Source organism: Kribbella endophytica (assembly GCF_054781295.1).
The window spans coordinates 3,823,200-3,846,142 of record NZ_BAAGUR010000001.1 but is presented as its reverse complement, the minus strand read 5'-3'; the positions used below and the strand labels follow the sequence as shown (position 1 = coordinate 3,846,142).

Here is a 22,943-nt window from a genome sequence, read left to right as displayed (position 1 = left end):
TCCCGAGCTCGTGGTCGGGCGGTGGACGCACTCCTACGAGGAGGACCACGACGGGATCACCGTCTACCGCCGCGACGACTTCGCCTTCCCGCCGGCCCGAGGCCGGCGGGGGGTGGAGTTCCGCCCCGACGGCACTTTCGTCGAACGCCTGATCGGCCGCGGCGACGCCCCCGAGGAACACCTCGGCCAGTGGGAACCGTCCGGCGTCATAGCCCGCGGCGCCACCGGCTCGGCCCTGGTCGTCACCGTAACCGCCGACCGCCTCGAACTCGCTTGGCAGTAAGCCGGACGGGCTCCGCCGGCGCCGGAGGCGCCAGGCGTTCGGGGCGGCCAACCCTCCCCCTCCCCCCATCCACCCCGCCCGGTTCACGTCGGGCGGGATCGACTCGGCAGGAGAACCATGACGACCTCACCCGTGCGTTATCTCGTCGTACCGGCGGTGGAAGCTGCGGATGCTCAGCGGGCGGCTCAGTTCGGTGATCGGACGATCTTGTGGTGTGCCGCCGCGCAGCGGCTCGGGCGGGCTTCGCGGACCGTGCCGGGGCTGCTGCTCGTCACGCAGGTCGGGCGGTCGTTCCAGGACGACTACCCGGACGTGGTTCCCCTGCTCGACCACGGCCGTCAGTTGGTGATCTCCGCTGCCGACAAGCCTCGGCGGCGGAGCAACCACCACTGGCGAGTCGAACCGTTGCGTCCCGGGGTCGTCGTTGACGTCCCTCCCCTCGGGGCGCAACGGGTTGAGCGGACCACGGCCGACCTGCTCGCCGACCTCTCCCCCGCGGCGTACCAGGCCGACCTCACCTGGCTCGCGAACCTGCCGACCCGGCACTCGCTCAGCGCCACGTTCACCCAGGCGGTCGACTTCGCCGCCGCCAAGATGGTTGCCCACGGCTACACAACGACGCGGATGCCGATCACCGTTGGTGCCGGCCACTCGGAGAACCTCATCGGCGACCGACAAGGCGCCGGCTCAGGCCCACGCGGGCTCGTGCTGATCACCGCACACCTCGACTCGATCAACCACGCCGGCGGCCCGGCGTCCTCCGCACCCGGTGCCGACGACAACGGCAGCGGTTCAGCCGGCGTACTGGAGCTCGGGCGAGTACTAGCGAAGCGGACCTGGCAACACGACGTACGGCTGATCCTGTTCGGCGGCGAGGAGCAGGGCCTGCACGGCAGCAAGCAGTACGTCGCCACGCTGCCGCCTGCCGAGCGGGCGCGGGTCCGGGCGGTGCTCAACATGGACATGATCGCGTCGAAGAACACCTCCACGCCGACCGTCCTGCTCGAAGGCGCAGCCGTCTCGTCAACGCAGATGAGCGATCTGACCGCGGCCGCGGCGACGTACACGAGCCTGAAGGTGGAAACCTCGTTCAACCCGTTCGCCAGCGACCACGTCCCGTTCATCAACGGAGGGATGCCGGCGCTGCTGACGATCGAGGGCGCGGACAGCGCCAACGGCAACATCCACTCGGCCAACGACACGTTGAGCACGCTGAACTGGCCGCTCGCCGAGGAGATCCTGCGGATGAACGCCGCGGCGCTCGCGGGTTGGCTGGTCGAGATCGAGGCGATCGCCGTGCGGCCGAGACCAGCTGGTTCGGTGGTCTCCCGCGGGCCCGGTCTGCTCGACGTGTTCGTCGTGGGGACCGATCGTGCGATGCATCACAAGGCATGGGACGGCACCAGCTGGCGCGAGTACGAGTCCCTAGGCGGTGTCATAAGCTAATCGGGGTGACGGACCTTAGCTGGAACGGATGCCTCAACACCCGCGACCTGGCCGGCCTACCCACCCGGTACGGCGGTACGACGCGCGCCGGGCTGGTCCGGACCGACTCCCTGCACCAGCTCGACGACGAGGGCTGGGCCGCGTTCCACGCGGTGAAAGCGGGTCTCGTGCTCGACCTGCGCTCGGACTGGGAGATGATCGAGCCGCACCCGCTCGACGGCGACCCGTCGTACCAGCGGATCCCGTGGATCGACCCGGTCGCGGACAAGCGCCGGGTCGCCGAGGACGAGCCGCTGATGGCCGACATCTACCGCGGCAGCCTCGATCGGAACACCGGCCAGATCCTCCAGGCGTACCGCGCGATCGCCGCGGTACCGCTGGACACGGCCGTGGTGGTGCACTGCAAGTCGGGCAAGGACCGCACCGGGCTGCTCGTCGCGTTGCTGCAGGAGCTGGCCGGCGTGCCGCGGGAGACGATCGCTGAGGACTTCGCTGTCAGCGAGGCGAACCTGGGGATCCTGGAGCGGGTTGCTTCTTTGCCCGATGGAGAGCGCGAGACGGCAGGCGTCTTGTGGAGGTCCCTGCCGGAGACGATCCTCGCGGCGCTCGACCACGTGGATCAGCGGTACGGCGGCGTACGGGCTTATCTCGCGTCGTGCGGGCTGACTCCGCGCGAGATCCACCGGCTCGGGCTGCGGCTGCTCGGCGGTGTCGAGGTCGAGGCCGTGGTGTTCGACTTCGACGGGCTGCTGATGGACACCGAGACGACGATGGTCGAGAGCTGGGTCGCCGAGTGGGCGCACCACGGGTTGGAGCTCGACCTCGCGGACGACTTCTGGCCGGGGCACGGTGGGGACACCAGCACGGTCCGGTACGCGCGGCTGGCCGCGCTCGTCCCCGACTTCGATCGCGACGCGAGCCATGCCCGGCGGACGGCGCATCGCGATCGGATGCACGCGGAGATGGACTTCCGGCCGGGGATCCGCGACTGGTTGCTGGAGGCCAGTGAGTTGGGGCTTCGCGTCGCGATTGCGAGCAGCTCGCCCCGGGCGTGGGTGGTCGGGCATCTGGAACGCGTCGGTGCGCTGGAGCTGTTCGACGTCGTGACGACTGGTGACGAGGTCGAGGAGCACAAGCCGGATCCGGCGGTCTACAACCTCGCGCTGTCGCGGCTTGGCCTGCCGGGGCAGGCGGCGTTGGCTGTCGAGGACACGCCGCACGGCATCGTCGCCGCGGCGGCTGCGGGGATGCAGACCGTGGGGATTCCCAACCCGTACGTCGATCCGACGACCATGGACGGCCTCGTCCTGGCCAGCGCCGCCGGGCAGTCGCTCAGCGAAACGCTGTACGCCGTCGGCTCAGCCGGCTGACGGCGTACAGGCGCTCACGGCGGCGACCCGGCCAAGCTTTCAAGTACCGACCATCGATCGAGGGTTGGTACTTGAAAGGCGTAGGGGGACGTGAAGGTCCGTTCAGACGACTGACAGCGGGAGGAGCTTCTTGCCCGTGGGGCCGATCTGGATCTCGGTGCCCATCTGCGGGCAGACGCCGCAGTCGAAGCACGGGGTCCAGCGGCAGTCCTCGACCTCGATCGCGCCGTCCTCCTCGAGGGCGTCCTGCCAGTCCTCCCAGAGCCAGTCGCGGTCCAGACCGGAGTCCAGGTGGTCCCAGGGCAGCACCTCGGCGTACTCGCGCTCGCGGGTGGTGAACCAGGCCAGGTCGACCGGCTCGTCGGCCAGCGCCTTGTCGGCGCAGTCCAGCCAGCGCTCGTACGAGAAGTGCTCGCTCCAGCCGTCGAAGCGGCCGCCGTCGCGCCAGACCGCCTCGATGATGCGGCCGACGCGGCGGTCGCCGCGGGACAGCAGGCCTTCGATGATGCCGGGCTTGCCGTCGTGGTACCGGAAGCCGATCGCCTTCGCGTACTTGCGGTCGGACCGGATCGCGGCACCGAGCTTCGCCAGCCGCGCGTCGGTCTCCTCGACGCCGAGCTGCGACGCCCACTGGAACGGGGTGTGCGGCTTCGGCACGAACCCGCCGATCGAGACGGTGCAGCGGATGTCGTTGCGCCCGGAGACCTCGCGGCCGGTCGCGATCACGCGCTTGGCCAGGTCCGCGATCGCCAGGACGTCCTCGTCGGTCTCGGTCGGCAGACCGCACATGAAGTACAGCTTCACCTGCCGCCAGCCGTGGCTGTACGCCGCGGCAACCGTGCGGATCAGGTCCTCCTCGCTGACCATCTTGTTGATGACCTTGCGCATCCGGTCCGAGCCGCCCTCGGGGGCGAACGTCAGACCGCTGCGCCGGCCGTTGCGGGAGAACTCGTTGGCCAGCGTGATGTTGAACGCGTCGACCCTTGTCGAAGGCAACGACAACGAGACGTTGCTGCCCTCGTACTGGTCGCCCAGTCCCTTGGCCACCTCGGCGATCTCACTGTGGTCGGCCGAGCTCAGGCTGAGCAGCCCGACCTCCTCGAACCCGGACTGCTTCAGTCCGTTCTCGACCATGGCGCCGATCGTGGTGATGCTGCGCTCGCGGACCGGGCGGGTGATCATGCCGGCCTGGCAGAACCGGCAGCCGCGCGTGCAGCCGCGGAAGATCTCGACGGAGTAGCGCTCGTGCACGGTCTCGGCCAGCGGGACCAGCGGCTTCTTCGGGTACGGCCAGGCGTCGAGGTCCATCACGGTGTGCTTCGCCGTACGCCACGGAACGCCTGGCTTGTTCGGCGCGACGCGCTGGATCCGGCCGTCGGCCAGGTACTCGACGGTGAAGAACTTGGGGATGTAGACGCCGCCGGACTTCGCCAGCCGCAGCAGCACCTCGTCGCGGCCGCCGGGCTTGCCCTCGTCCTTCCACTCCCGGATCACCTCGGAGATCGCGAGCACGATCTCCTCGCCGTCACCGAGCACCGCCGCGTCGATGAAGTCCGCGATCGGTTCGGGGTTGAACGCGGCGTGGCCGCCGGCCAGCACGATCGGGTCGTCCTCGGTCCGGTCCACGGCGTACAGCGGGATCCCGGCCAGGTCGAGCGCGGTCAGCATGTTCGTGTACCCGAGCTCGGTCGAGAACGACAGCCCGAACACGTCGAACGCCTTCACCGGCCGGTGGCTGTCGAGCGTGAACTGCGGGATCTGGTGCTCCCGCATCACGGCCTCCATGTCCGGCCAGACCGAGTAGGTCCGCTCCGCCAGGATGTGCTCGCGCTCGTTCAGCACCTCGTACAGGATCTGCACGCCTTGGTTGGGCAGCGCGACCTCGTAGGCGTCGGGGTACATCAGCGCCCAGCGCACAGTCACGGCGTCCCAGTCCTTGCTGACCGAGTTCAGCTCACCACCGACGTACTGGATCGGCTTCTGCACACCCGGCAACACCGGCTCCAGGCGGGGGAACAACGACTCGACAGTCATCAGGACACTTCCGTACGAGGACAGGGCGCCTACCAGCCTAACGCCGCGTGCTCCCTGGACCCGCATCCACCGGCTCCGGCCCGCTCGGCCCGGAGGCAGCGGATCAACTGAGGTGGGTGAGGAGGAGGGGGTTGATGCGGTCGGCGTCGGTGTAGGTGACCAGGTGGGCGGCGTTGTCGAGGATTTCCAGGTGGGCGCCGGGGATGGTCTGGGCGAGGGGGATGACGGTTTCCGGTGGGATGGAGGTGTCCTGCTCAGCGGTGATGATCAGGACCGGGGCGGTGATGTCGGCGAGGCCCGGGGTGAGGTCGAGGGTGCTGAGGGCTTCGCAGCAGGCGGCGTAGCCCTCGTCCGGCGTACTGAGGAGCTGCTGGCGGACGACCTCGACCTCCTCGGCGTGCGCTTCGGCGTACGGCGGGAGGAACCAGCGGCCGAGGGTCGCCTCGGTGATCGCCTGGGTGCCCTCCTTGCGGACCTGCGCGGCGCGGTCGGTCCAGGTCTGGGCGTTCGCGGCAGGGTTGACCGGCGGGCAGAGCAGGGCGAAGCGGTGGAAACGGTCGGGCGCGTTCTGCGCGAGCCAGAGGCCGACGGCGCCGCCGAGCGAGATACCGACGTACGACGCCTGCTCGGCGCCGATCGTGTCGAGCAGCTCGAGGACGTCGCTGCCGAGGTCCTCGATCGTGTACGGGCCGGGCGGCGCCTCCGACGCGCCGTGGCCGCGGTGGTCGAACGCGACCACCCGGAAACTCTTGGACAGGGCGTCGAGCTGAGGCGCCCACATCGCGTGGTTGGTGCCGAGCGACGAGGCCAGCAGTACTACGGGCGCGTCGTCGGGGCCGGTCGTCTGGTGGTTGAGCCGCATGCTCGTCACCTTAGGGCCGGTGCTAGCTTTCGCGACATGTCGAAGGGTGTTCCAGGGTTGGATGGCGTCGTCGAGCTCGCCACAGTGGTCCGCAGCGGTTTCGTCGAGAGCCGGCACTTCGGGATGGCTGTCGCGGTCTCGCCGTCGGGTTCGCCGATCTTCGCCGCGGGCGATGTCGATGCGGTGATCCTGCCCCGCTCGACGGCCAAGCCGCTGCAGGCGGTCGGCACGCTGGTCGCGGGCGCCGTACTGGACGGTCCTGGGACGGCCATCGCCGCAGGCAGCCACACCGGCGAAGACCGGCACGTCGCACTCGTCGACAAGATGCTCGCTGCCGCTGGCCTCGACCGATCTGCCCTCCAGTGCCCACCCGACCACCCCGAGGACGAGCCCACCCGCTTCCGCTTGATTGCCGAAGGCATCGACCCCGAGCCCGTCCGGATGAACTGCTCCGGCAAGCACGCCGCCATGCTGATGGCGGCAGACGAGCCGAAGAAGTACCTCGATCCTTCCTCCCCCGTGCAGCAGACCATCCAGGCCGAGATCGAACGGTTGACCGGAGCAACCACCGGCATCGTCACCGTCGACGGCTGCGGCGCTCCCCTGCTCGGCATGCCGTTGTCCGGCCTCGCCCGTTCCTTCAGCCTGCTCGCGACCGCCGCTCCGGGGACCGCGGAGCACCAGGTCGCCAAGGCGATGCGCGAGTACCCCGAGTACGTCGGCGGGCATGGGCATCTCAACTCCGACACGATGCAGCTGCTGCCCGGCGTACTGGCCAAGGGCGGCGCGGAAGGCGTCATCGCCATGGCCACCCCGGACGGCCACGCCGTCGCGGTCAAGGTCATCGACGGCAACCCGCGCGCCACCACCGCGCTGGCGCTGACCCTGCTGGAGAAGTGCGGCGCCGATGTTAGTGCTGCTGCAGCCCTCCGCCACGTTCCCGTCCTTGGCGGTGGAGTGCCCGTCGGAGAGATCGTCCCCTCGATCTAGCGGTAGAGCCCCAGCGCGCCGGTCAGCGAGTCGACTGCCGCGCGCTGGCCGTACAGACCGAGGCCGTAGTACTCCAGATCCTCCGCCTTCGTCCCACCGATCGTCGCGGTGTACTGCTCGTACGTCCGCGACCGCTGCGCGACCTGGTTCATGTCGTGCACGGTGACGCCGTCCCGCCCGGCCGCCTGGTCGCGGAGCTCGCGCAACTGCTCGCCCGTCGCCCGCAGCACCGGGATCGGGTACGCGCACATCCCCTCGTGCACGGCTCCCGACGCGTCGTCGACCGGCGCCCCGACGACATCCTCGTGGTGGTGCCCGAGCGCGACTCCGAGCAACGCTGCCGTGTTCAGCGCGACGCCGACCGGCGCCTCGGCGGCGATCACCACGACCATTTTGTTCGCCAGCATCGGGCGAGCTCCTTCCACGTGCTCAACAGATCCGCCTGCACGCTAGCCATCCGTACGCCGTACGCGCTGGCCAACCGAACGAAATTCGGCTCTTCGGGCAAACTGGTCGGCATGGACGAACTTGATACGGCGCTGCTGCGGATCCTGCAGAACGACGCACGCCGGACCAACCGCGACATGGCCGCCGAGCTCGGCATCGCGCCGTCGACCTGCCTCGAGCGGATCCGCGGCCTGCGCGACCGCGGGGTGATCAGCGGCTACCACGCGGCGGTCGACCTGCACGCGATCGACCGGTCGACCCAGGCGATCATCTCGATCAAGCTCCGCCCGCAGGCGATGGCCGTCGCGACCGCGTTCCAGGACTACGTGCAGAGCCTGCCGCAGACGCTGGAGCTGTTCATGGTCTCGGGCGCCTCGGACTTCCTCGCCCACGTCGCGGTGAAGGACACCCAGGCGCTCCGCGACCTCGTCCTGCAACTGGCCAAGCGCCAGGAGATCGGCGACATCCGCAGCTCGGTCGTCTTCGAGCACCACCGCCGGACGACGGTGATGCCCCTCCCCCAACGCTGAGGAGAGGCACCACCGCTCACGCCACCGGTCGAACCGGGACCGCCGCCGCCCCGGCAGAGCCCCGGCCCGCCGAGCTCCGGCGGCGGACGGTACGCCAGAGGGGACCGACGTACCTGTGTGTACGCCGGGAAGGGGGTTCGGCGTACACCTGGTTAGACAGGAAGGTGCCTGCGGACGTGACAGGTCTGGGAAGAAGTGGTCGCCGTCACGTGATCGGGCGGCGGCGCCGACGTCGTACGGCGTGAGCGACGTACCGGCCGCGGAGCTGACCCGCTCAGTCGAGGACGGCGACGGCTTCGATCTCGACCAGCAGGTCCGGTGCGGCCAGGGCGGCGACGCCGATGCCGGTGAACGGCGGGACCGGGTCGACCCCGAGCCGCGCGAAAGCCCGGCCGGCGCCTTCGAGGAACGCCGGCATCTTGTCCGGCGTCCAGTCGACCAGGTAGGCGGTCAGCTTCGCGACGTTGTCGAAGGTGGCGCCGGCGGCTGCGAGGGCTTTGGCGAGGTTCAGGTAGACCTGCTCGACCTGGGCGGCCAGGTCACCTTGGCCGACCGTGGCGCCGTCAGCGCCCCACGCGACCTGGCCGGCGACGAACACCAGCTTCGAGCCGGTCGCGACCGACACCTGCCGGTACAGGTCGATCTGCGGCAGTTCGGCAGGGTTGATCAGGGTGACGGTCATCGGTCGCGCCTCTCGTGGTCTCTTGTGGTTACTGAGAAACCGTAGGAGAGTATGGACGGCCAGGGAAGAACGCACTTTTGAGTGACCGGGGAACCAGATGGTGACCAAGCAGTACAGCGGCTCGCCCGAGGACGCGGATCTCACCCGCGCGGACTCGCTGGCGCGGGAGATCTTCTCCGACATCGCGAACAAGTGGGCGTTCCTGATCATCGAGCTGCTCGCCGACCGCACGCTGCGCTTCAGCGAGCTGCGCAACGAGATCGAGGGCATCAGCCACAAAATGCTCACCCAGAACCTGCGCATGCTCGAGCGCTACGGCCTGGTCGAGCGGACCGTGTACCCGACCGTTCCACCCCGCGTCGAGTACACCCTGACGCCAGCCGGCCAGGCGCTGCACGAGATCGTCAGCGGAATGTGCGACTGGACGCACCGCTACCTCGCCCACATCGAGTCCTCCCGGCGGACCTTCGACGCCTGAAACAGACGGCCGGTGTGACAGTTCGTGCAAGGTCGGGGCGACGGCAGCAAATGTCCTGGCCCGGTCGCATCCGGCCTGAGAGGCTCGTCGCCATGGCTTCGAACTTGGATTGCCTCGGACTCGGCGTGGACTCCCCAGAAGCGTTCGCCGACCTGGTCGAACGAATCGGCCCGCACGCTGTTGTGGTCGGGGCGGGGCCCGACGACGTCGAACTCCTCCGCTGGCAAGACCCGTCCGGCGCGCGCCTACTCCTGACCCGCGGCAAACGCGGCATCACCCGAGTCACTCCCTCGTACGCCGGGGAGCGCGTGGTCCAGCTCAGCGACATCCACCGCGAGAGCGACGAGGCCGCAGTCGCCGACGTACTGGAGAACGGCGACACAGTCACCCGCCTGGCCATCGAACTAGAGGAACTCCCCCTCCTCGGCGACGCCAAGCACGCCGGCGCCGCCAACATCGTCGCCCTGGCCCCCGATGCCCAGTTCTTCCCCAACCCCGAAGCCTTCGCCACCTCGGACGCCAGCCGCCTCTCCACCGACGACGTACAACCCCTGGCCCTCCTCAACGGCACCGTCCGCTACGCCGAACGCCGCACCACGATGCTCACCGGCCAAGACTTCGTAGTAGCCCGACTCCAAACCGCCGGCTTCCAAGCCGACCTCTGCCTCCCTGCCACCACCCCCGTCCCCCTCCCCGGCACCGTCGTCACCACAACCGCCTTCCTCACCGGCTCACTGGACATCACCTTCGCCCAACCCCGCCGCAAGTGGTTCAGCCGCCACTGACCACCGGCCAACAGGACGCAGTCGCCCCGGCACTGATCGCCTTCCGTACGGCTGAGGTCTGGGCTTGAAGCTCACGAACCGTCACCATCGAAGTGCATTCCGTGCCCGTCCTGCATCCCTCTGACGCCGAGTCACTGGACTGATCTCAGGTCCATCCCGAAAGTTTCTCGTTCCGCCTTTGCACGCTGTGCGCTCTCCGGCCCTCTACCAGGTGCCTGGGGAGCCGCTACAAGTGCAAAGGAGCCTGACGAGTGGCGCAGCCGAAAGCCGATCCCGCGACCTCCGTCGACGACCCCAGCCCTGGGACGCCCAGCGTCGGCAACGAACACCGGCAGGACTTCGACGACTTCTTCGTCGACTACTTCAAGCGGAGCGTGCGCGCGGTCATGCTGGCCGGCGCACGCTACGAGGAAGCCTGCGACGCCGTTCAGGACGCGATGGTCCTGGCGGCTCACAACTACGAGAGGTTGAGGACGCCGGCTCCCTGGGTGCGCCGGGTCGCCATCCGGATCTACACCCGCAAGCGCCTCCGCGCCGGGAAGATCTCCCAGCGGGAGGAGCAGGCATCCCGGCAACGGACCGTTCAGCCGCCCGACGCCGGCGAGCTGACCGAGGCGGTCCGTGGCTGTCTGCAGCGGCTCCCCAGGGTCCAGCGCACGATCATGGCGCTCAGCATCGACGGTCATTCGAACGCCGAGATCGCCGAGATCCTGAGCAAGCCGGCGGCGACAGTACGCAGCAATCTCCGAACAGCGCGGCAGGCAATGGCTGCCGGTCTCGAGAAAGGTGGTTGGAATGTCTAAGGAGAGCAAGTTCGTCGGCGCTGGTGCCGACCGGTCGGACGAGCGTGAGGCTCCCGGCTCCGCGGACCCGATCCAGCCGAACGACGTCGAACTGACCGCCGCGCAGAGCGCGATGGTCACCGCATCGATCGACAGCTTCCGGGCCTCGGTCGACCGCGAGCTGGAGGGCAAGCTGGAGGACGACGAGGTGAGGGTTCGGCTCAAGCAGGTGCACCGACGGATCGACCGGTGGTCGGCAGACTCTGCCGACGGCGGTTCGATCAACGAGCTCGCCGCCAACGGGTACGGCCTGATCCGGCTGTGGCTGCTGCTCGTCGTCGCCGTCGACGCCACCGGGCTCGGGCTGACGGTCCAGGACGTGGACGAGGTCGCGCAGGAGACCGTCGCGAGCGCGGTGAACCGGGTCTGTGACGAGCCGGCGGTCCACGACGACTGGACCACCGCCTTCCTGCTGCAGTGTGTCGCGTCCCTTCCGCACGCCTACCGAAGCTGGAGGCTGCGAGCGGGAACTCTGGAGAGCGACGAGCTCGTGGACCTGTTGTCGGACGACATCGGGACCACCCTGGTCGAACGTCTCCGGTACGCCGTGACGTCGCCACAGGCGGCCGGCGTGCTGCACGGTGAGGTCGCCGCCGAGGATGTCGACGAGGTGCTGACGCTGACCCGACGGGTGCTCACGTTGGCTGCCGGCCCCCGGGAAGCGGACCAGAGGTGAACGGCCTGGACGACCGGCGCTGGCCGGTGCCGGTCGCCAAGGCTTCCGCCGAGGTCCTCGAACAGATCCACCGGCGCGCCGAACGTCTCGATCTCGGGCTCTTCGGGATCGGGATCGAGATCCTCCCGCACGAACTGATCGGTGTCATCGTCGATCAGGAGGGGACGAAGATCGCCGCCGCCCGCAAGGACCTGCTCGGCATGGAACCCGAGGACGTCGTCGCCGGGATCGCGAGTCTGGCCAAGGACATGGTGTCCGGAGCCCTGGACTTCGATCTGCTCAACCCGAGACTGTGTCTCGGGGTCGAGCTCGGCGGTCCGGTGGACTCGGAGCTCGGTGTCGTTCGCTACTACGTCAACAGTCCGCACGACCACGGCGAACGCAAACCGCCGTACGAGTGGGACGAGGTTCCGCTGGCGGACCTGATCCAGCAGGCCACCGGCTGCATCACCGTGCTCGAGAACGACGCCCACGCCCATGCCGTGTACGAGCAGAAGCTCGGCGTGGGGCAGACCTCGGCCTCGTTCGCCCTGATGCTGATCCGGCACGGGATCGGGGCGGGCGTGGTGGTGAACAACGAGCTGCTGCCGATCCCCGCCGAGATCGGTCACCTGACTGTCGGTCCCGACGGACGCCAGTGCGACTGCGGCCGGGGATCACACGTCGAGAGCAGAGCCGGCCGACGGGCCATCCCGGCGGTGGTCGCGGAGAAGCTGGGGCGGGACAAAGCTCCGTCGTTCGAGTGGGCCGTCGGCTTGGCGAACCAGAACGTCCCCGAGGCGCTGGAGGCGTTCTCCGAGGCGGGCGGCGCGGTGGCCCGCGCGATGGCCTCGGTGCTCACGATCTTCGGCTCGACCCACGTCGTGATCTACGGGCCCGAGTCGATGGTGATCGAGGAGTCCGGTCCGGCCGCGCTCGCGTTCATGAAAGAAGTCCGCACCTTTCCCGACTACACCTTCGACCATCTTCGGGGATGCGCGATCACCACCGCGCCCATCGAGTTCGATCGTGGCGCCGTCGGCGTCGCGTTGGCCGCCCTTCATCGGCACTTCTCCGTGCCGCTCGAACCGACGTTGGAGCCTGTCCCGTGATCGATCCACACAAGATTCCCTCAGCGCCCCCGAAGGCCATCGGCCTCGATGTCGGCGGAACCAAGATCGCCGGCGGAGTGATCGATGCCGACGGCAACGTCCTGGAACGTTTGGGTCCGGTGGCCAGCCTCGCGAACGAGCGCGACGGCACCGCTTCGGCTCTGGTCGCGGCGGTGGCGGACCTGCGTTCCCGGCATCCCGACGTCGCGGCCGTCGGTGTCGGAGCGGCCGGCATGATCGACTGGCCGTCGGGCCACATCCGCTGGGCTCCGAACAACGCGTACCGGGATCTCCCGCTCCGCGACCTGCTCACGGCTGCGACCGGCCTGCCCACCACCATCGACAACGACGCCAACACCGCGGCCTGGGCCGAGGCCCGGCTCGGCGGCAACGCGTCGTACATGGCCTTCCTCACGGTCGGGACAGGGATCGGCGGTGGATTCGTTCTCGACGGGCGGCTGTATCGCGGCAAGACCGGGATCGGCGCCGAGGTAGGCCATCTGGTGGTCGATCCAGCGGGCGACCACCGGTGCGGCTGCGGCAACATCGGCTGCCTGGAAGCACTGGCTTCCGGTACGGCGCTCGGACGCTACGGCAGGCAGGCCGCCGAAGACTCACCGAGCGGACTACTCGCCACACTCGCGGGTGGTCCTCAGCAGGTGACCGGCGAAACGGTGCTGGCCGCCGCGCGGCAAGGTGATCCCACCGCGTTGGGTCTCTTCCAGCGAATCGGTGGATGGCTGGGAGTCGGCATCGCGTCGCTGGTCAATCTGTACGACTTCGAGCTGATCGTCGTCGGTGGCGGTGTCGCCGAGGCGGGTGACCTTCTGCTGGACCCGGCCAGGGCGAGTTTCGCCCGTCACCTGTTCGCGTCGGAGCACCGTTCGGTTCCGGAGATCGTCGCGTCTCGGCAGGGGAACGACGCGGGCTGGATCGGCGCCGGCCTGCTGGCGCTCGACGAGACCGTCTCGGCCCTTCCGCCGGGTGCGGGTGATCCACGACGAGCTGCGCTCGCCGGGTAGATCAACGGCAGCCGCCCCGCGGCCCCTACTTTCAGCGGCCGCGGGGCGGCTGTTCGAGCGTGATCGTCCGGGCCGGGCGCCCCTACCGTTGTGCGGTTACCGGAACAGCCGAAGGACCAAGAGAACCAGAATCGCCGCGACGACCGCCAGAATGGTGATCCCCAGCGACAGCGTCACCAAGTAGACGGCAGTGACGCCGCCGGTGATGCTTCCGAACAGCGTGACTGCCCCTTTGACAGTCGTTTCGAACCTCGGCGAGTTCTCGCGTTCTCGCTCGCTCACCGTTGTTTTCTTGGACATTTTCGAGCCTTTCCACCACGGTAGCCGCCGGGCGTGTGAGGACACGTCCGGATGATCTACCTGGTAGTGGCACCACGGCGACGGAACGTGCAAGGAACCCACACAGTCCGCAGCGTCGGTACGCCGGGCTCAGACCTCGTGGGTGCGGAGGTGGATGTTCTGGAGGAGGCCGATGGCTAGCAGGCCGGCGAACATTGAGGAGCCGCCGTAGGAGACGAAGGGCAGCGGGAGGCCGGTGACGGGCATGATGCCTAGGGTCATGCCGATGTTTTCGAAGGCCTGGAAGGCGAACCAGCAGACGATGCCGGTGGCGACGAGGCGGTCGAAGGCGTCGCGGGCGTTGACGGCGATGCGGAGGCCTCGCCAGAGGATGAGGGCGAACAGGGCGATGATGGCGCCGGCGCCGATCAGACCTAGTTCTTCGCCGGCGACGGTGAAGACGAAGTCGGTGTGTTGTTCGGGGACGAAGGCGTTCTGGGTCTGGGAACCGTGGAACAGGCCTTGGCCGAAGACGCCGCCGTTGCCGATCGCGATGCGGGCCTGGTTGACGTTGTAGCCGATGCCTTGGGGGTCCTGCGAGGGGTCCGCGAAGGCGGTGAAGCGGGCTAGCTGGTAGTCCTTCAGCACGTTGAACTGAATGGCCAGGGTCGCGATGAGGACTGCGGCGCTGACGAGGCCCAGCATCCAGCGCTTGGGGACTCCTGAGACGGCGATGATGCCGAAGACGATGGAGCCGAGGACCATGACCGTGCCCAGGTCCGGCTGGAGCATGACCAGGAGGACCGGGATCGCGGCGACCGCGATCGCCTGGGCGACGTCGATGGTGCGGGCGTTCTCGCGGTGGTTGGTCTCGCCCTTCTCGGCGATCAGCAGCGCCATGCCGACGATCACCGCGAGCTTGGCGAACTCGCTGGGCTGGACCGACATCCACGGCAGCTCGATCCACGAGCGCGACCCGTTGATCACCGCACCGACGCCCGGCACGAGCACGAGGATCAGCCCGAGCAGCGACGCGACGTACAGCAGTGGCGCGAGGATGCGCAGGCGGCGGTGATCGGTGACCGCGGCACCGACGGCGAGGACCGCGCCGATCGCAAAGTTGAGGGCGTGGCGGAAGAGATAGGCCTGCGGGTGGCCGTCGGTCAACGAGGTCCGCTGGTACGTAGCCGACCAGACGAGCAGTCCGCCGAGGAACGCGAGCGCGAGAACGCCGAGCACCAGCACCCAGTCGGCCTGCCACAGCGCCGACCGCCGGTCCACTCGCGACCGGACCGGTCGCATCGTCAGCAGGCTCATGGCGTCTTCTTCGCAGCGGGCGGCGCGGCCGGCTTGATGTTGTAGAGCGTTTCGTAGATGTGGCGGACCGCCTCGCCGGAGGCGCCCGAGCCCGTACCGGCCTGGCTGATCATCATCACCACGGCGTACCGATCGGTGTACGACGCGAGCCACGAGGTCGTCTGCTTGCCGTAGACCTCGGCCGTACCCGTCTTGGCGCGGACCGGGATCTGGTCGAGCGGGAAGCCGTTGAACTTCCAGGCCGCCGTCCCGGAGCGCACGGTCTCCTTCAGCGACTTGTCGATGTACCGCAGGTTGGCGGCCGGGACCGGCAGCCGGGCGGCGATCGTGCTCGGGATCGCCTTGGCCTTGCCGTTCGGGCCGATCACCTTCGCCGCGACCCGCGGCTCCCAGAGGATGCCGCCGTTCGACAGCGCCGAGTAGACCGTCGCGAGCTGGATCGGCGTCAGCGTGGTGTCGCCCTGGCCGATCGCGAAGTTCACCGCGTCACCGGCGCGGTACCGGTACCCGTCGGCGCAGAACTCGCGGGAGAACTGCTTGAGGAACGACGAGGTCCCCGCGGGAGGTGCATCGGCGAGCTTGCAGTAGTAGTCCTTCTGCGCGTCGTAGTACGACTTCTTCCACTTGCGGTCCGCGATCCGCCCGGACGCCTCGCCGGGCAGGTCGATCCCGGTCGCCTTGCCGAGGCCGAACTTCTTCGCCATCTCGACCAGCGGGTCGAGCGCGTTGATGTCGCCGGAGTTGCCGCCCTCCTTGAGCCACAGGGCGTAGGCGATCCGGTAGAAGAAGGTGTCGCAGGACAGCGCGAGCGCCTGGTCGAAGCCGATCATCCCGTACGACGCGGACTCGTAGTTCTTGAACCGGCGGTTGCCCACCTCGAAGAACGACGAGCAGTCCAGCCGGGTCTTCTGGCTGTACCCGGCACCCAGCGCGGCCGCCGTCGTGATCGGCTTGAACGTCGACCCCGGTGCGAGCTGACCCTGCAGCGCCCGCGACAGCAGCGGCGTCCCGGACTGCGGCGAGTACAGCGCGTCGAGCTCGCGCTGCGAGATCCCGCCGACCCAGACGCCCGGGTCGTACGACGGGTAGCTGGCCATGCCGACGATGTGACCGGTCTTGGTGTCCATCACGACGGCCGCGCCCGAGTCGGCGACGTAGTTCCGCTTGGTGATCTTGTCGTACTGCTTGCGCGCGGTCATGATCGCGCCGCGCAGCTCCTTCTCGACCGAGGCCTGGACGCGCGCGTCGATGCTCGTCACCAGCGTCGAGCCGGGCACGGGCGCGGTCTGCTTCACCGTGCCGGTCGTGTACCCGACGGCGTCGACGCTGACCGTCTTCAGCCCGGGCGCTCCGCGCAGCATCGCGTCGTACGTGCGTTCGACGCCGGCCCGGCCGACCAGGTCGGACCGGTGCGGCACCGGGTCCTGCCCGGCGGCGTCGATCTTGTCGAGCTCCTCGGTGGTGATCGGCGACAGGTACCCGAGGATGTGTGCAGCGTTCACCCCGTACGGCGCCGGGTAGGCGCGCAGCGCGGCCGTCTCGGCGGCGACGCCGGGGAAGTCCTCGCGGCGCTCCATCACCTCGATCGCGACCTGCTCGCTGACGTCCTTCGCCACTGGGATCGGCTGGTACGGCGAACCGTTCCAGCAGGCCGGCGGCTTGGACGCGCCCGGCTCGCCACAGAGCTTCGTCCGGGCGGTCAGGTCGGCCTGCTTCTGGCCGAGCACCTTCGCGAGCCGGCCGAGCACGCTTTCCTGCTGCTTCTCGGTCAGCTTCGCCAGCACCGACCGGTCGACCGAGATCACCAGGGAGACCCGATTGCCGACCAGGGTCCGGCCGGCGGCGTCGACGATCGTGCCGCGCGGCGCCGGGGTGAGCACGTCGCGGGTGCGGTTGTTGTCGGCGGCGTTCGCGTAGCTGTCGCCGACCATGACCTGCAAGTACCACAGGCGGCCGAACAGCGTGCAGAACAAGGAGAAAACCAGGACGCCGATCACGAACAGACGCATCCGCGCCTTGAGCGGCGCCGGGTTGAAGCTGTCGAAACTCATGGCATGACCCGTCGGCGTTCACGCGCGGGCAGCACCCGGCGCATCACCCACAGCACTATGGGGATCACGACGATCGCGCCGACCACGTCGTAGCCGGCGGCGATGCCGAGGCGGACGCCGAACTCGTTCCAGTCGACGGCCGGGTCGTGCAGCAGCGAACCGGTCGCGCAGTACAGCAGGAGCGACAGCGCAGCGCCGAGCACGACCGTCCCGGCGACGCCGACCGGACCGACCGGTCCGGCCGAGGTCTCGCGGCGGATCAGGCCTGCGACGTACCCGCTGACCGCGAGGGCGAGCGCCCAGCGTCCGGCGGTGTGGTCGGCGGGCGGGACGACGTCGAGCATCAATCCACCGGCGAACCCGGTGATCGCACCCCACTCCGGCCCGCGGGCGAGCGCGAGACCGACCACGACGATCATCACCAGGTCGCAGGTGACGCCGGCGACCGCGATGTGCGGCAGCAGCGAGGTCTGCACGGTGACGGCGACCATCAGGAACAGCGCGGCGACCGCGATCCGGAGCGGAATCATGTCAGCGCCCCTGCTCGGGCGTGACCGCGCCGCGCGGCGGCCGGGCCGGCGGACCGGTGACCACGCCGACGGTGTCGATCCGGGTCGGGTCGACGAACGGCTTCACCGTCGCGGTCGATCCGAGGGTGCCCTGGTTCGGCGTGACGGTCGTGACCGTGCCGATCGGGACGCCCGGCACGTACGGCGCGTTGCCCTTCGAGCCCCAGGTGACGATCCGGTCGCCGACCTTCGGCCGGGCCCGCAGGTCGACCAGCTTGTAGTCCATCGTGCCGGACGTCTCGCCCCGGCCGGACAGGAAGCCCAGCGCGAGCGTCGAGTTCAGCCGGCCGCCGACGGTCGAGTTGCGGTCGCCGATGAGCAGCACCGTGGCGGTCGCGTCGGTCGCCCGCACGACGCGGCCCACCAGCCCGTCCCCGTTCAGTACTGTCATGTCCGGCCGCACTCCGTCCGCCGTTCCGGCATCGATGGTCACTGTGTGGTTGAAGCTCTGCGCACTGCCGATCCCGATCACCCTGGCCGGCGTCACCGTGTACTTCGGGGCCACCTTCAGCAGGCGGTCCAGCTCGGCGGCGCGGTTGCGGGCGTAGTCGGTGGTGCGCAGCTCCTCGGTGAGTTTCTCGTTCTCCGCTTGGAGTTTGTCGTTCTCTGCTTTCAAGGTATCCACTTCGGCGAACCGGTCGCGCAGGTTGTCCACAGGCTGCCGGGCCGACGTCGCGCCGGACTCGAGCGGGCCGAACACCGCCGCGGCGGCGTGCCGCAGCGGATCGACCGGTGAACCGGCCGATCGGCGCGCGTCGAGCACGATCAGGGTCAGCGAGGCCAGGATCACCAGGACCAGCACGGTCCGGCGACGGCGGATCTCGCGGGGCAGCCCGGCCGCACGGACCAGGCCTCTCGCGGGGGTGCCGAGGTCTTTGAGCATGGGTCCAGGATCAGCGGCGGTTGTCGGTGACGAGGATGCGGTTCAGGGTCTCGATGTTGTCCACGCACTTGCCGGCGCCGAGTACGACGGCGTCCAGCGGGTTCTCCGCGACGTGGATCGGGATGCCGGTCTCGTGCCGCAGCCGCTCGTCCATGCCCTTGAGCAGCGCGCCGCCGCCGGTCAGCACGATGCCGCGGTCGACGATGTCGCCGGCCAGCTCGGGCGGGGTCTTGTCCAGGGTCGCCTTGACCGCGTCGACGATCGCGGTGATCGGCTCCTCGATCGCCTGCCGGATGCTGGCCGAGGAGACCTTCACCGTGCGCGGCAGGCCGGAGACCATGTCCCGGCCGCGGATCTCGGAGTCGGGGCCGTCGGCGGTCGGGAAGGCCGAACCGATGGTCATCTTGATCTGCTCGGAGGTGGCCTCGCCGAGCATCAGCGAGTACTCCTTCTTGCAGTAGTTCACGACCGCCTTGTCGATGGCGTCGCCGGCCACCCGGATCGACTGGCTGGTGACGATGCCACCGAAGGAGATGACCGCGACCTCCGTGGTGCCGCCGCCGATGTCGACCACCATGTTGCCGGTGGCGTCGCGGACCTCGAGGTTCGAGCCGAGCGCGGCGGCCATCGGCTCCTCGATGATGTAGACCTTGCGGGCACCGGCCATGTAGCCGGCGTCGCGGACGGCGCGCTGCTCGACCGCGGTGATCCCGGACGGCACGCAGACCACGATCCGCGGCTTGGCGAAGTACCGACGGCGGTGCACGCGCTGGATGAAGTAGCGCAGCATCTGCTCGGCGGCGTCGAAGTCGGCGATCACGCCGTCCTTGAGCGGCCGGATCGCGGTGATGTTGCCCGGTGTACGGCCGATCATCTTCTTCGCCTCGTGCCCGAACGCGACCGCCTCGCGCGGTTCGTCGGTCCGGGTCGCGACCACGGACGGCTCGTTCAGCACGACGCCACGACCCCGCACGTACACCAGGGTGTTCGCCGTACCGAGGTCGACCGCCATGTCTCGGCCGAGCATGCTGTTCGCCATGCAGGCCCCCTCCCGCCGCTCGGGTCCCGGGTTCTCAGGCTAAGCGCGGACCAAGCGCCACCCAGGGACCGACACGACTCCGTCCGCCCAGCACGCATGGTATCCGCACTCTCACTCTTGGCCAGCACGCGGGGCGCACCTGTGGACAACGACGCACACCCCGCCGGTACGCCGGTCCTGGCACCCGCCGTGCGGCGGCCCGAAGCCCCGTCGCGCGGCGGGCCCGGGTGGTGCCGCCGGCAACGACCGGCGGCACCACGCGCCCCCAGATCTCGCCCCTCCCCTGACGGGCGAGCGCTCCTCCCTACAGGCGCGGCGAGGCGCTCCGACGGCGGCCACGCGGGCCGGGTCCCGAAGACTCCTCGCCCGGCGAGCATGCCGGTTGGCGCATTCATGACGCTTTCTTCGCGCTTTCACGCCCGTGCGGGGGTCACAATGGCGCAATGGAATTCCGGCTGCTCGGTCCGGTGGAGGTCCTCGACGACTCCGGCCGGCGGATCGAGCTGGCCGCGAACCGCCTCCGCGTGCTGCTGGCGACCCTGCTCCTGCAGCCCAACCGGGTGGTCGCCGGCCAGGAGCTGATGGACACCCTGTGGGAGGAGGACCTCCCCGCCCGGCCGCGCGCGGCCCTGCAGACCTACATGTCCCGCCTGCGGACCCTGCTGGGTCGCCCGCTCATCCGGACCGAGGCAGCCGGCTATGTGATCACCGTCGACCCGGCCGAGATCGACCTGACCCGCTTCCGCGACCTGGTCGAGGCCAGTACGAGCACTGCCGACCCCGACGAGCGGATGCGGCTCCTGACCGAGTCGCTCGAGCTGTGGCGTGGTGAGCCGCTCGCGGGCCTGGCAGCGGGTGCCCTGATCCGTGACGCCGTCCCAGCCCTCACCGAGGAGCGCCTGCACGCGACCGAGCTCCTCCTGGCCGCTCGGCTCGAGCAGGGGGATCAGGTCGGCGCTGAGCTGCGCGGCCTGACCCGGCGCTACCCGCTGCGCGAGTCCCTGTGGGCCCTGCTCATGCAGAGCCAGATCCGGGCGGGCCAGCCGGCGGACGCCCTGGCCACCTACAGCGAAGCCTCCAGACACCTGGCCGACGAGCTTGGACTCGACCCGGGTCCAGCGCTGCGCCGCCTCCACCAGGCGGTCCTCGCAACAGACGCCCGAGCCACCGCGGCGCGCACGACCCACCAGGCAGTCCCACGCCAGCTCCCAGCCGTCGGTCGCACCTTCATCGGCCGCGAGCAGGAGCTGGAGCAGCTCGACCGGGTGCTGCTGAGCCCGACCGGCTCGATCGCGGTCATCTCGGGCACAGCCGGGGTCGGCAAAACCGCCCTGGCCGTCCAGTGGGCCGAGCGCGCCGACTTCCCGGACGGCCAGCTCTACGTGAACCTGCGCGGCTTCGACCCCTCCGGCGAGCTGGTCGACCCTGCTGACGCTATCCGCGGCTTCCTTGACGCCCTGCAGTCAATGCCCGGCCGCATCCCCGCCGGCGAGGCTGCCCAGTCCGCGCTCTACCGGACTCTCCTCAAAGACCGCCGGATGCTGATCGTGCTCGACAACGCCCGCAGCGCCGCGCAGGTCCGCCCGCTGCTGCCAGGCGGCAACACCTGCCGAGTCCTAGTGACCAGCCGTGACGCCCTCCCCGGTCTGCTCGCCACGGAAGGCGCTGCACCGGTCAACCTCGACCTGATGGGCTGGGACCAGGCCGCGGCCCTCCTGGAAGGCGCAGTCGGCAGCGACCGTCTGCAGGCCGAGCCGGAAGCCGTGGAGGAGCTCATCGACCTGGCTGCCCGGCTCCCGCTCGCCCTGTCGCTCGTCGCGGCCCACGCTGCCGCTCATCCGACCTGGTCGCTCGGAGCGGTCGCCACCGACCTACGGCGTACCAGGCAAGGACTGGATGCCTTCGCCGGGGAGGACGAGGCGACGGACCTCCGCGCGGTCTTCTCCTGGTCGTACCAGCTCGTCAAGGCGACCTCAGCGCACGTGTTCAAGCTCTACGGCGCCCATCCCGGCCCAGACCTCTCCGTCGACGCCGCAGCCGCACTAGCCGGTACGACGCCCGACCGCGTCGCCCCTGCCCTGGACGAGCTGGAGCGAGCCCACCTCCTCACCCAGCACTCCCCCGGCCGCTACTCGGCCCACGACCTGCTCCGCACGTACGCGACCGAGCTCGCCGCCGAGGAACGCGCCCCACTGCGCCGGCTGCTCGACCACTACCTCCGTACGGCGGACGCCGGCGACCAGTGGCTCCGCCCGCATCGCGACCCCGACGAGCTGCCGGAGCCCGCCGGTACGCCGTACGCGCTGAGCTTCGGCGGCTATCAGGAGGCGTTCGACTGGTTCGAGCAGGAGTGCCCGAACCTCGTCGCCCTTGTGGAGCACGCCGTACGCCGTGGCTACGACGGGCACGCCACCCATCTGGCAAGGACCATGACCGGCTATCTGGAGCGCCGGGGTCTGTGGAGCACCTGGGTCGACGTGATGGGTACGGCGGTCTACGCCTGCGAGCGGTCCGGCGACGCGGCAGCCCAGGTAATGGCCCGGCGCTACCGTGCCCACGCCCTGGCTCGCCAGCAGCGACTCCCCGAAGCGCAGTCCGAGGCCGAGCGCGCACTGGACCTGGCCAAGGGCGATCCGGTCGCCCAGGCGTGGTGCGAACGCATGCTGGCCTTCGTACTGGCCCAGCAGGACCGCCTGAAGGAGTCCTACGAGCACGACCTCGTCGCGTCCGATCTGTTCAAGACAGCCGGTCACCGGACCGGCCAGGCGCTCGCGCTGAACTCGCTGGGTCTCCTGCACGCCAACACCTTCGGCGAGTACGAGCTGGCGCTGCAGTACTGCCTCCAGGCCCAGAGGCTCTACCAGCAGGTCGACCACAAGCTCGGCGAGGCCGCCACGTGGGACCACCTCGGCTACACCTACCGCTGCCAGACGGCGTACGGCGAAGCCATCGCCTGCTACCGCAAGGCCCTGTCGCTCTACCGCGAGCTGAACGACCTCTACTACCAGGCGCTCATGCTGCAGAACCTCGGCGACGTCCACCAGGAGCTCGGCGACCGGTCCGCCGCCCGCAGCTCGTGGCAGTCGGCCCTGACGCTGCTGACCGACCTGGACCACCCCACGGCCGACGACCTGCACGCCAGGCTGAGCTCGTAACCAGGCGCACAACCAATCGCCCTCCCCAGGCATCTAGGAGGTAAGGGCGTCTTCCGGCAGCTCTCGCCCGTATCTATCGGTGCCGCAGCTGCTGCCGACCTGGGGGGAGATC

The 22,943-nt window shown here is 69.5% G+C and carries 22 protein-coding genes; 12 read left to right on the top strand and 10 right to left on the bottom strand.

Annotated features, from left to right (window positions below; translation table 11 throughout):
* The first annotated feature begins 10 nt into the window (after nt 1–10).
* The 3 genes from ACYVIO_RS18410 (at nt 11) to ACYVIO_RS18400 (ending at nt 3,099) form a co-directional block, all read left to right on the top strand.
* Nucleotides 11–283: a hypothetical protein gene (locus ACYVIO_RS18410; protein WP_460652001.1), complete on the top strand. Its 273-nt coding sequence runs from the start codon at nt 11–13 to the stop codon at nt 281–283.
* Between the two features lie 117 nt (nt 284–400).
* Nucleotides 401–1,729 (top strand): M28 family metallopeptidase, encoded by a 1,329-nt coding sequence (locus ACYVIO_RS18405; protein WP_460652000.1) that lies wholly within the window; start codon nt 401–403, stop codon nt 1,727–1,729.
* Nucleotides 1,730–1,734: 5 nt separating this feature from the next.
* On the top strand, nt 1,735–3,099 hold the full coding sequence (locus ACYVIO_RS18400; RefSeq protein WP_460651999.1) for an HAD-IA family hydrolase: 1,365 nt from the start codon (nt 1,735–1,737) through the stop codon (nt 3,097–3,099).
* A gap of 102 nt (nt 3,100–3,201) precedes the next feature.
* Here ACYVIO_RS18400 and ACYVIO_RS18395 read toward each other — a convergent pair whose 3' ends face one another.
* Entirely contained in the window at nt 3,202–5,133 is a 1,932-nt protein-coding gene (locus tag ACYVIO_RS18395) for a TIGR03960 family B12-binding radical SAM protein (protein WP_460651998.1), read from the bottom strand.
* A gap of 103 nt (nt 5,134–5,236) precedes the next feature.
* The gene (gene pcaD, locus ACYVIO_RS18390; RefSeq protein WP_460651997.1) at nt 5,237–5,995 is read right to left on the bottom strand and encodes a 3-oxoadipate enol-lactonase; all 759 of its coding nucleotides are present in this window, start codon (nt 5,993–5,995) and stop codon (nt 5,237–5,239) included.
* A gap of 36 nt (nt 5,996–6,031) precedes the next feature.
* Between pcaD and ACYVIO_RS18385 the strand changes: the two genes are divergently transcribed.
* Nucleotides 6,032–6,985: an asparaginase gene (locus ACYVIO_RS18385; RefSeq protein WP_460651996.1), complete on the top strand. Its 954-nt coding sequence runs from the start codon at nt 6,032–6,034 to the stop codon at nt 6,983–6,985.
* Here ACYVIO_RS18385 and ACYVIO_RS18380 read toward each other — a convergent pair.
* The gene (locus ACYVIO_RS18380) at nt 6,982–7,392 is read right to left on the bottom strand and encodes a DUF2000 domain-containing protein (RefSeq protein WP_460651995.1); all 411 of its coding nucleotides are present in this window, start codon (nt 7,390–7,392) and stop codon (nt 6,982–6,984) included. The genes ACYVIO_RS18385 and ACYVIO_RS18380 overlap by 4 nt on opposite strands.
* Nucleotides 7,393–7,503: 111 nt before the next feature.
* On the opposite strand from ACYVIO_RS18380, the gene ACYVIO_RS18375 reads away from it, so the two are divergent.
* Nucleotides 7,504–7,962 carry an Lrp/AsnC family transcriptional regulator gene (locus tag ACYVIO_RS18375; RefSeq protein WP_460651994.1) on the top strand — a complete coding sequence of 153 codons (459 nt, stop codon included), beginning with the start codon at nt 7,504–7,506 and terminating at the stop codon, nt 7,960–7,962.
* A 274-nt stretch (nt 7,963–8,236) separates the two neighbouring features.
* Here ACYVIO_RS18375 and ACYVIO_RS18370 read toward each other — a convergent pair whose 3' ends face one another.
* Entirely contained in the window at nt 8,237–8,644 is a 408-nt protein-coding gene (locus ACYVIO_RS18370) for a RidA family protein (RefSeq protein WP_460651993.1), read from the bottom strand.
* A 97-nt stretch (nt 8,645–8,741) separates the two neighbouring features.
* Between ACYVIO_RS18370 and ACYVIO_RS18365 the strand changes: the two genes are divergently transcribed.
* The 6 genes from ACYVIO_RS18365 (at nt 8,742) to ACYVIO_RS18340 (ending at nt 13,538) form a co-directional block, all read left to right on the top strand.
* The gene (locus ACYVIO_RS18365; protein ID WP_460651992.1) at nt 8,742–9,122 is read left to right on the top strand and encodes a winged helix-turn-helix transcriptional regulator; all 381 of its coding nucleotides are present in this window, start codon (nt 8,742–8,744) and stop codon (nt 9,120–9,122) included.
* Between the two features lie 92 nt (nt 9,123–9,214).
* Nucleotides 9,215–9,907: a hypothetical protein gene (locus ACYVIO_RS18360; RefSeq protein WP_460651991.1), complete on the top strand. Its 693-nt coding sequence runs from the start codon at nt 9,215–9,217 to the stop codon at nt 9,905–9,907.
* Between the two features lie 251 nt (nt 9,908–10,158).
* Nucleotides 10,159–10,710, top strand: a complete 552-nt coding sequence (locus ACYVIO_RS18355) for an RNA polymerase sigma factor (protein WP_460651990.1) — start codon at nt 10,159–10,161, stop codon at nt 10,708–10,710.
* Nucleotides 10,703–11,425, top strand: coding sequence for a hypothetical protein (locus tag ACYVIO_RS18350; protein ID WP_460651989.1), 723 nt, complete (start codon nt 10,703–10,705; stop codon nt 11,423–11,425). Before ACYVIO_RS18355 ends, ACYVIO_RS18350 begins: the two co-directional genes overlap by 8 nt.
* A complete protein-coding gene (locus tag ACYVIO_RS18345; RefSeq protein WP_460651988.1) occupies nt 11,422–12,516 on the top strand; it encodes an ROK family protein in 1,095 nt (364 codons plus the stop codon). The genes ACYVIO_RS18350 and ACYVIO_RS18345 overlap by 4 nt, the downstream gene beginning before the upstream one ends.
* Nucleotides 12,513–13,538: an ROK family protein gene (locus ACYVIO_RS18340; RefSeq protein WP_460651987.1), complete on the top strand. Its 1,026-nt coding sequence runs from the start codon at nt 12,513–12,515 to the stop codon at nt 13,536–13,538. Before ACYVIO_RS18345 ends, ACYVIO_RS18340 begins: the two co-directional genes overlap by 4 nt.
* A 96-nt stretch (nt 13,539–13,634) precedes the next feature.
* On the opposite strand, the gene ACYVIO_RS18335 is transcribed toward ACYVIO_RS18340, so the two are convergent.
* From ACYVIO_RS18335 to mreB, 6 genes are all read right to left on the bottom strand, one after another.
* Nucleotides 13,635–13,820 carry a hypothetical protein gene (locus ACYVIO_RS18335; RefSeq protein ID WP_460651986.1) on the bottom strand — a complete coding sequence of 62 codons (186 nt, stop codon included), beginning with the start codon at nt 13,818–13,820 and terminating at the stop codon, nt 13,635–13,637.
* Between the two features lie 147 nt (nt 13,821–13,967).
* Nucleotides 13,968–15,134 (bottom strand): rod shape-determining protein RodA, encoded by a 1,167-nt coding sequence (gene rodA, locus ACYVIO_RS18330; protein ID WP_460651985.1) that lies wholly within the window; start codon nt 15,132–15,134, stop codon nt 13,968–13,970.
* Entirely contained in the window at nt 15,131–17,185 is a 2,055-nt protein-coding gene (mrdA, locus tag ACYVIO_RS18325) for a penicillin-binding protein 2 (protein ID WP_460651984.1), read from the bottom strand. Before mrdA ends, rodA begins: the two co-directional genes overlap by 4 nt.
* Nucleotides 17,182–17,715 (bottom strand): rod shape-determining protein MreD, encoded by a 534-nt coding sequence (gene mreD, locus ACYVIO_RS18320; protein WP_344167553.1) that lies wholly within the window; start codon nt 17,713–17,715, stop codon nt 17,182–17,184. The genes mrdA and mreD overlap by 4 nt, the downstream gene beginning before the upstream one ends.
* A 1-nt stretch (nt 17,716) precedes the next feature.
* Nucleotides 17,717–18,637 carry a rod shape-determining protein MreC gene (gene mreC, locus ACYVIO_RS18315; RefSeq protein WP_460651983.1) on the bottom strand — a complete coding sequence of 307 codons (921 nt, stop codon included), beginning with the start codon at nt 18,635–18,637 and terminating at the stop codon, nt 17,717–17,719.
* 10 nt (nt 18,638–18,647) lie between these two features.
* Nucleotides 18,648–19,676 carry a rod shape-determining protein gene (gene mreB, locus ACYVIO_RS18310; RefSeq protein ID WP_273481446.1) on the bottom strand — a complete coding sequence of 343 codons (1,029 nt, stop codon included), beginning with the start codon at nt 19,674–19,676 and terminating at the stop codon, nt 18,648–18,650.
* A 443-nt stretch (nt 19,677–20,119) separates the two neighbouring features.
* Here mreB and ACYVIO_RS18305 point away from each other — a divergent pair, with 443 nt between their 5' ends.
* The gene (locus ACYVIO_RS18305; protein WP_460651982.1) at nt 20,120–22,831 is read left to right on the top strand and encodes an AfsR/SARP family transcriptional regulator; all 2,712 of its coding nucleotides are present in this window, start codon (nt 20,120–20,122) and stop codon (nt 22,829–22,831) included.
* Nucleotides 22,832–22,943 lie beyond the last annotated feature (112 nt).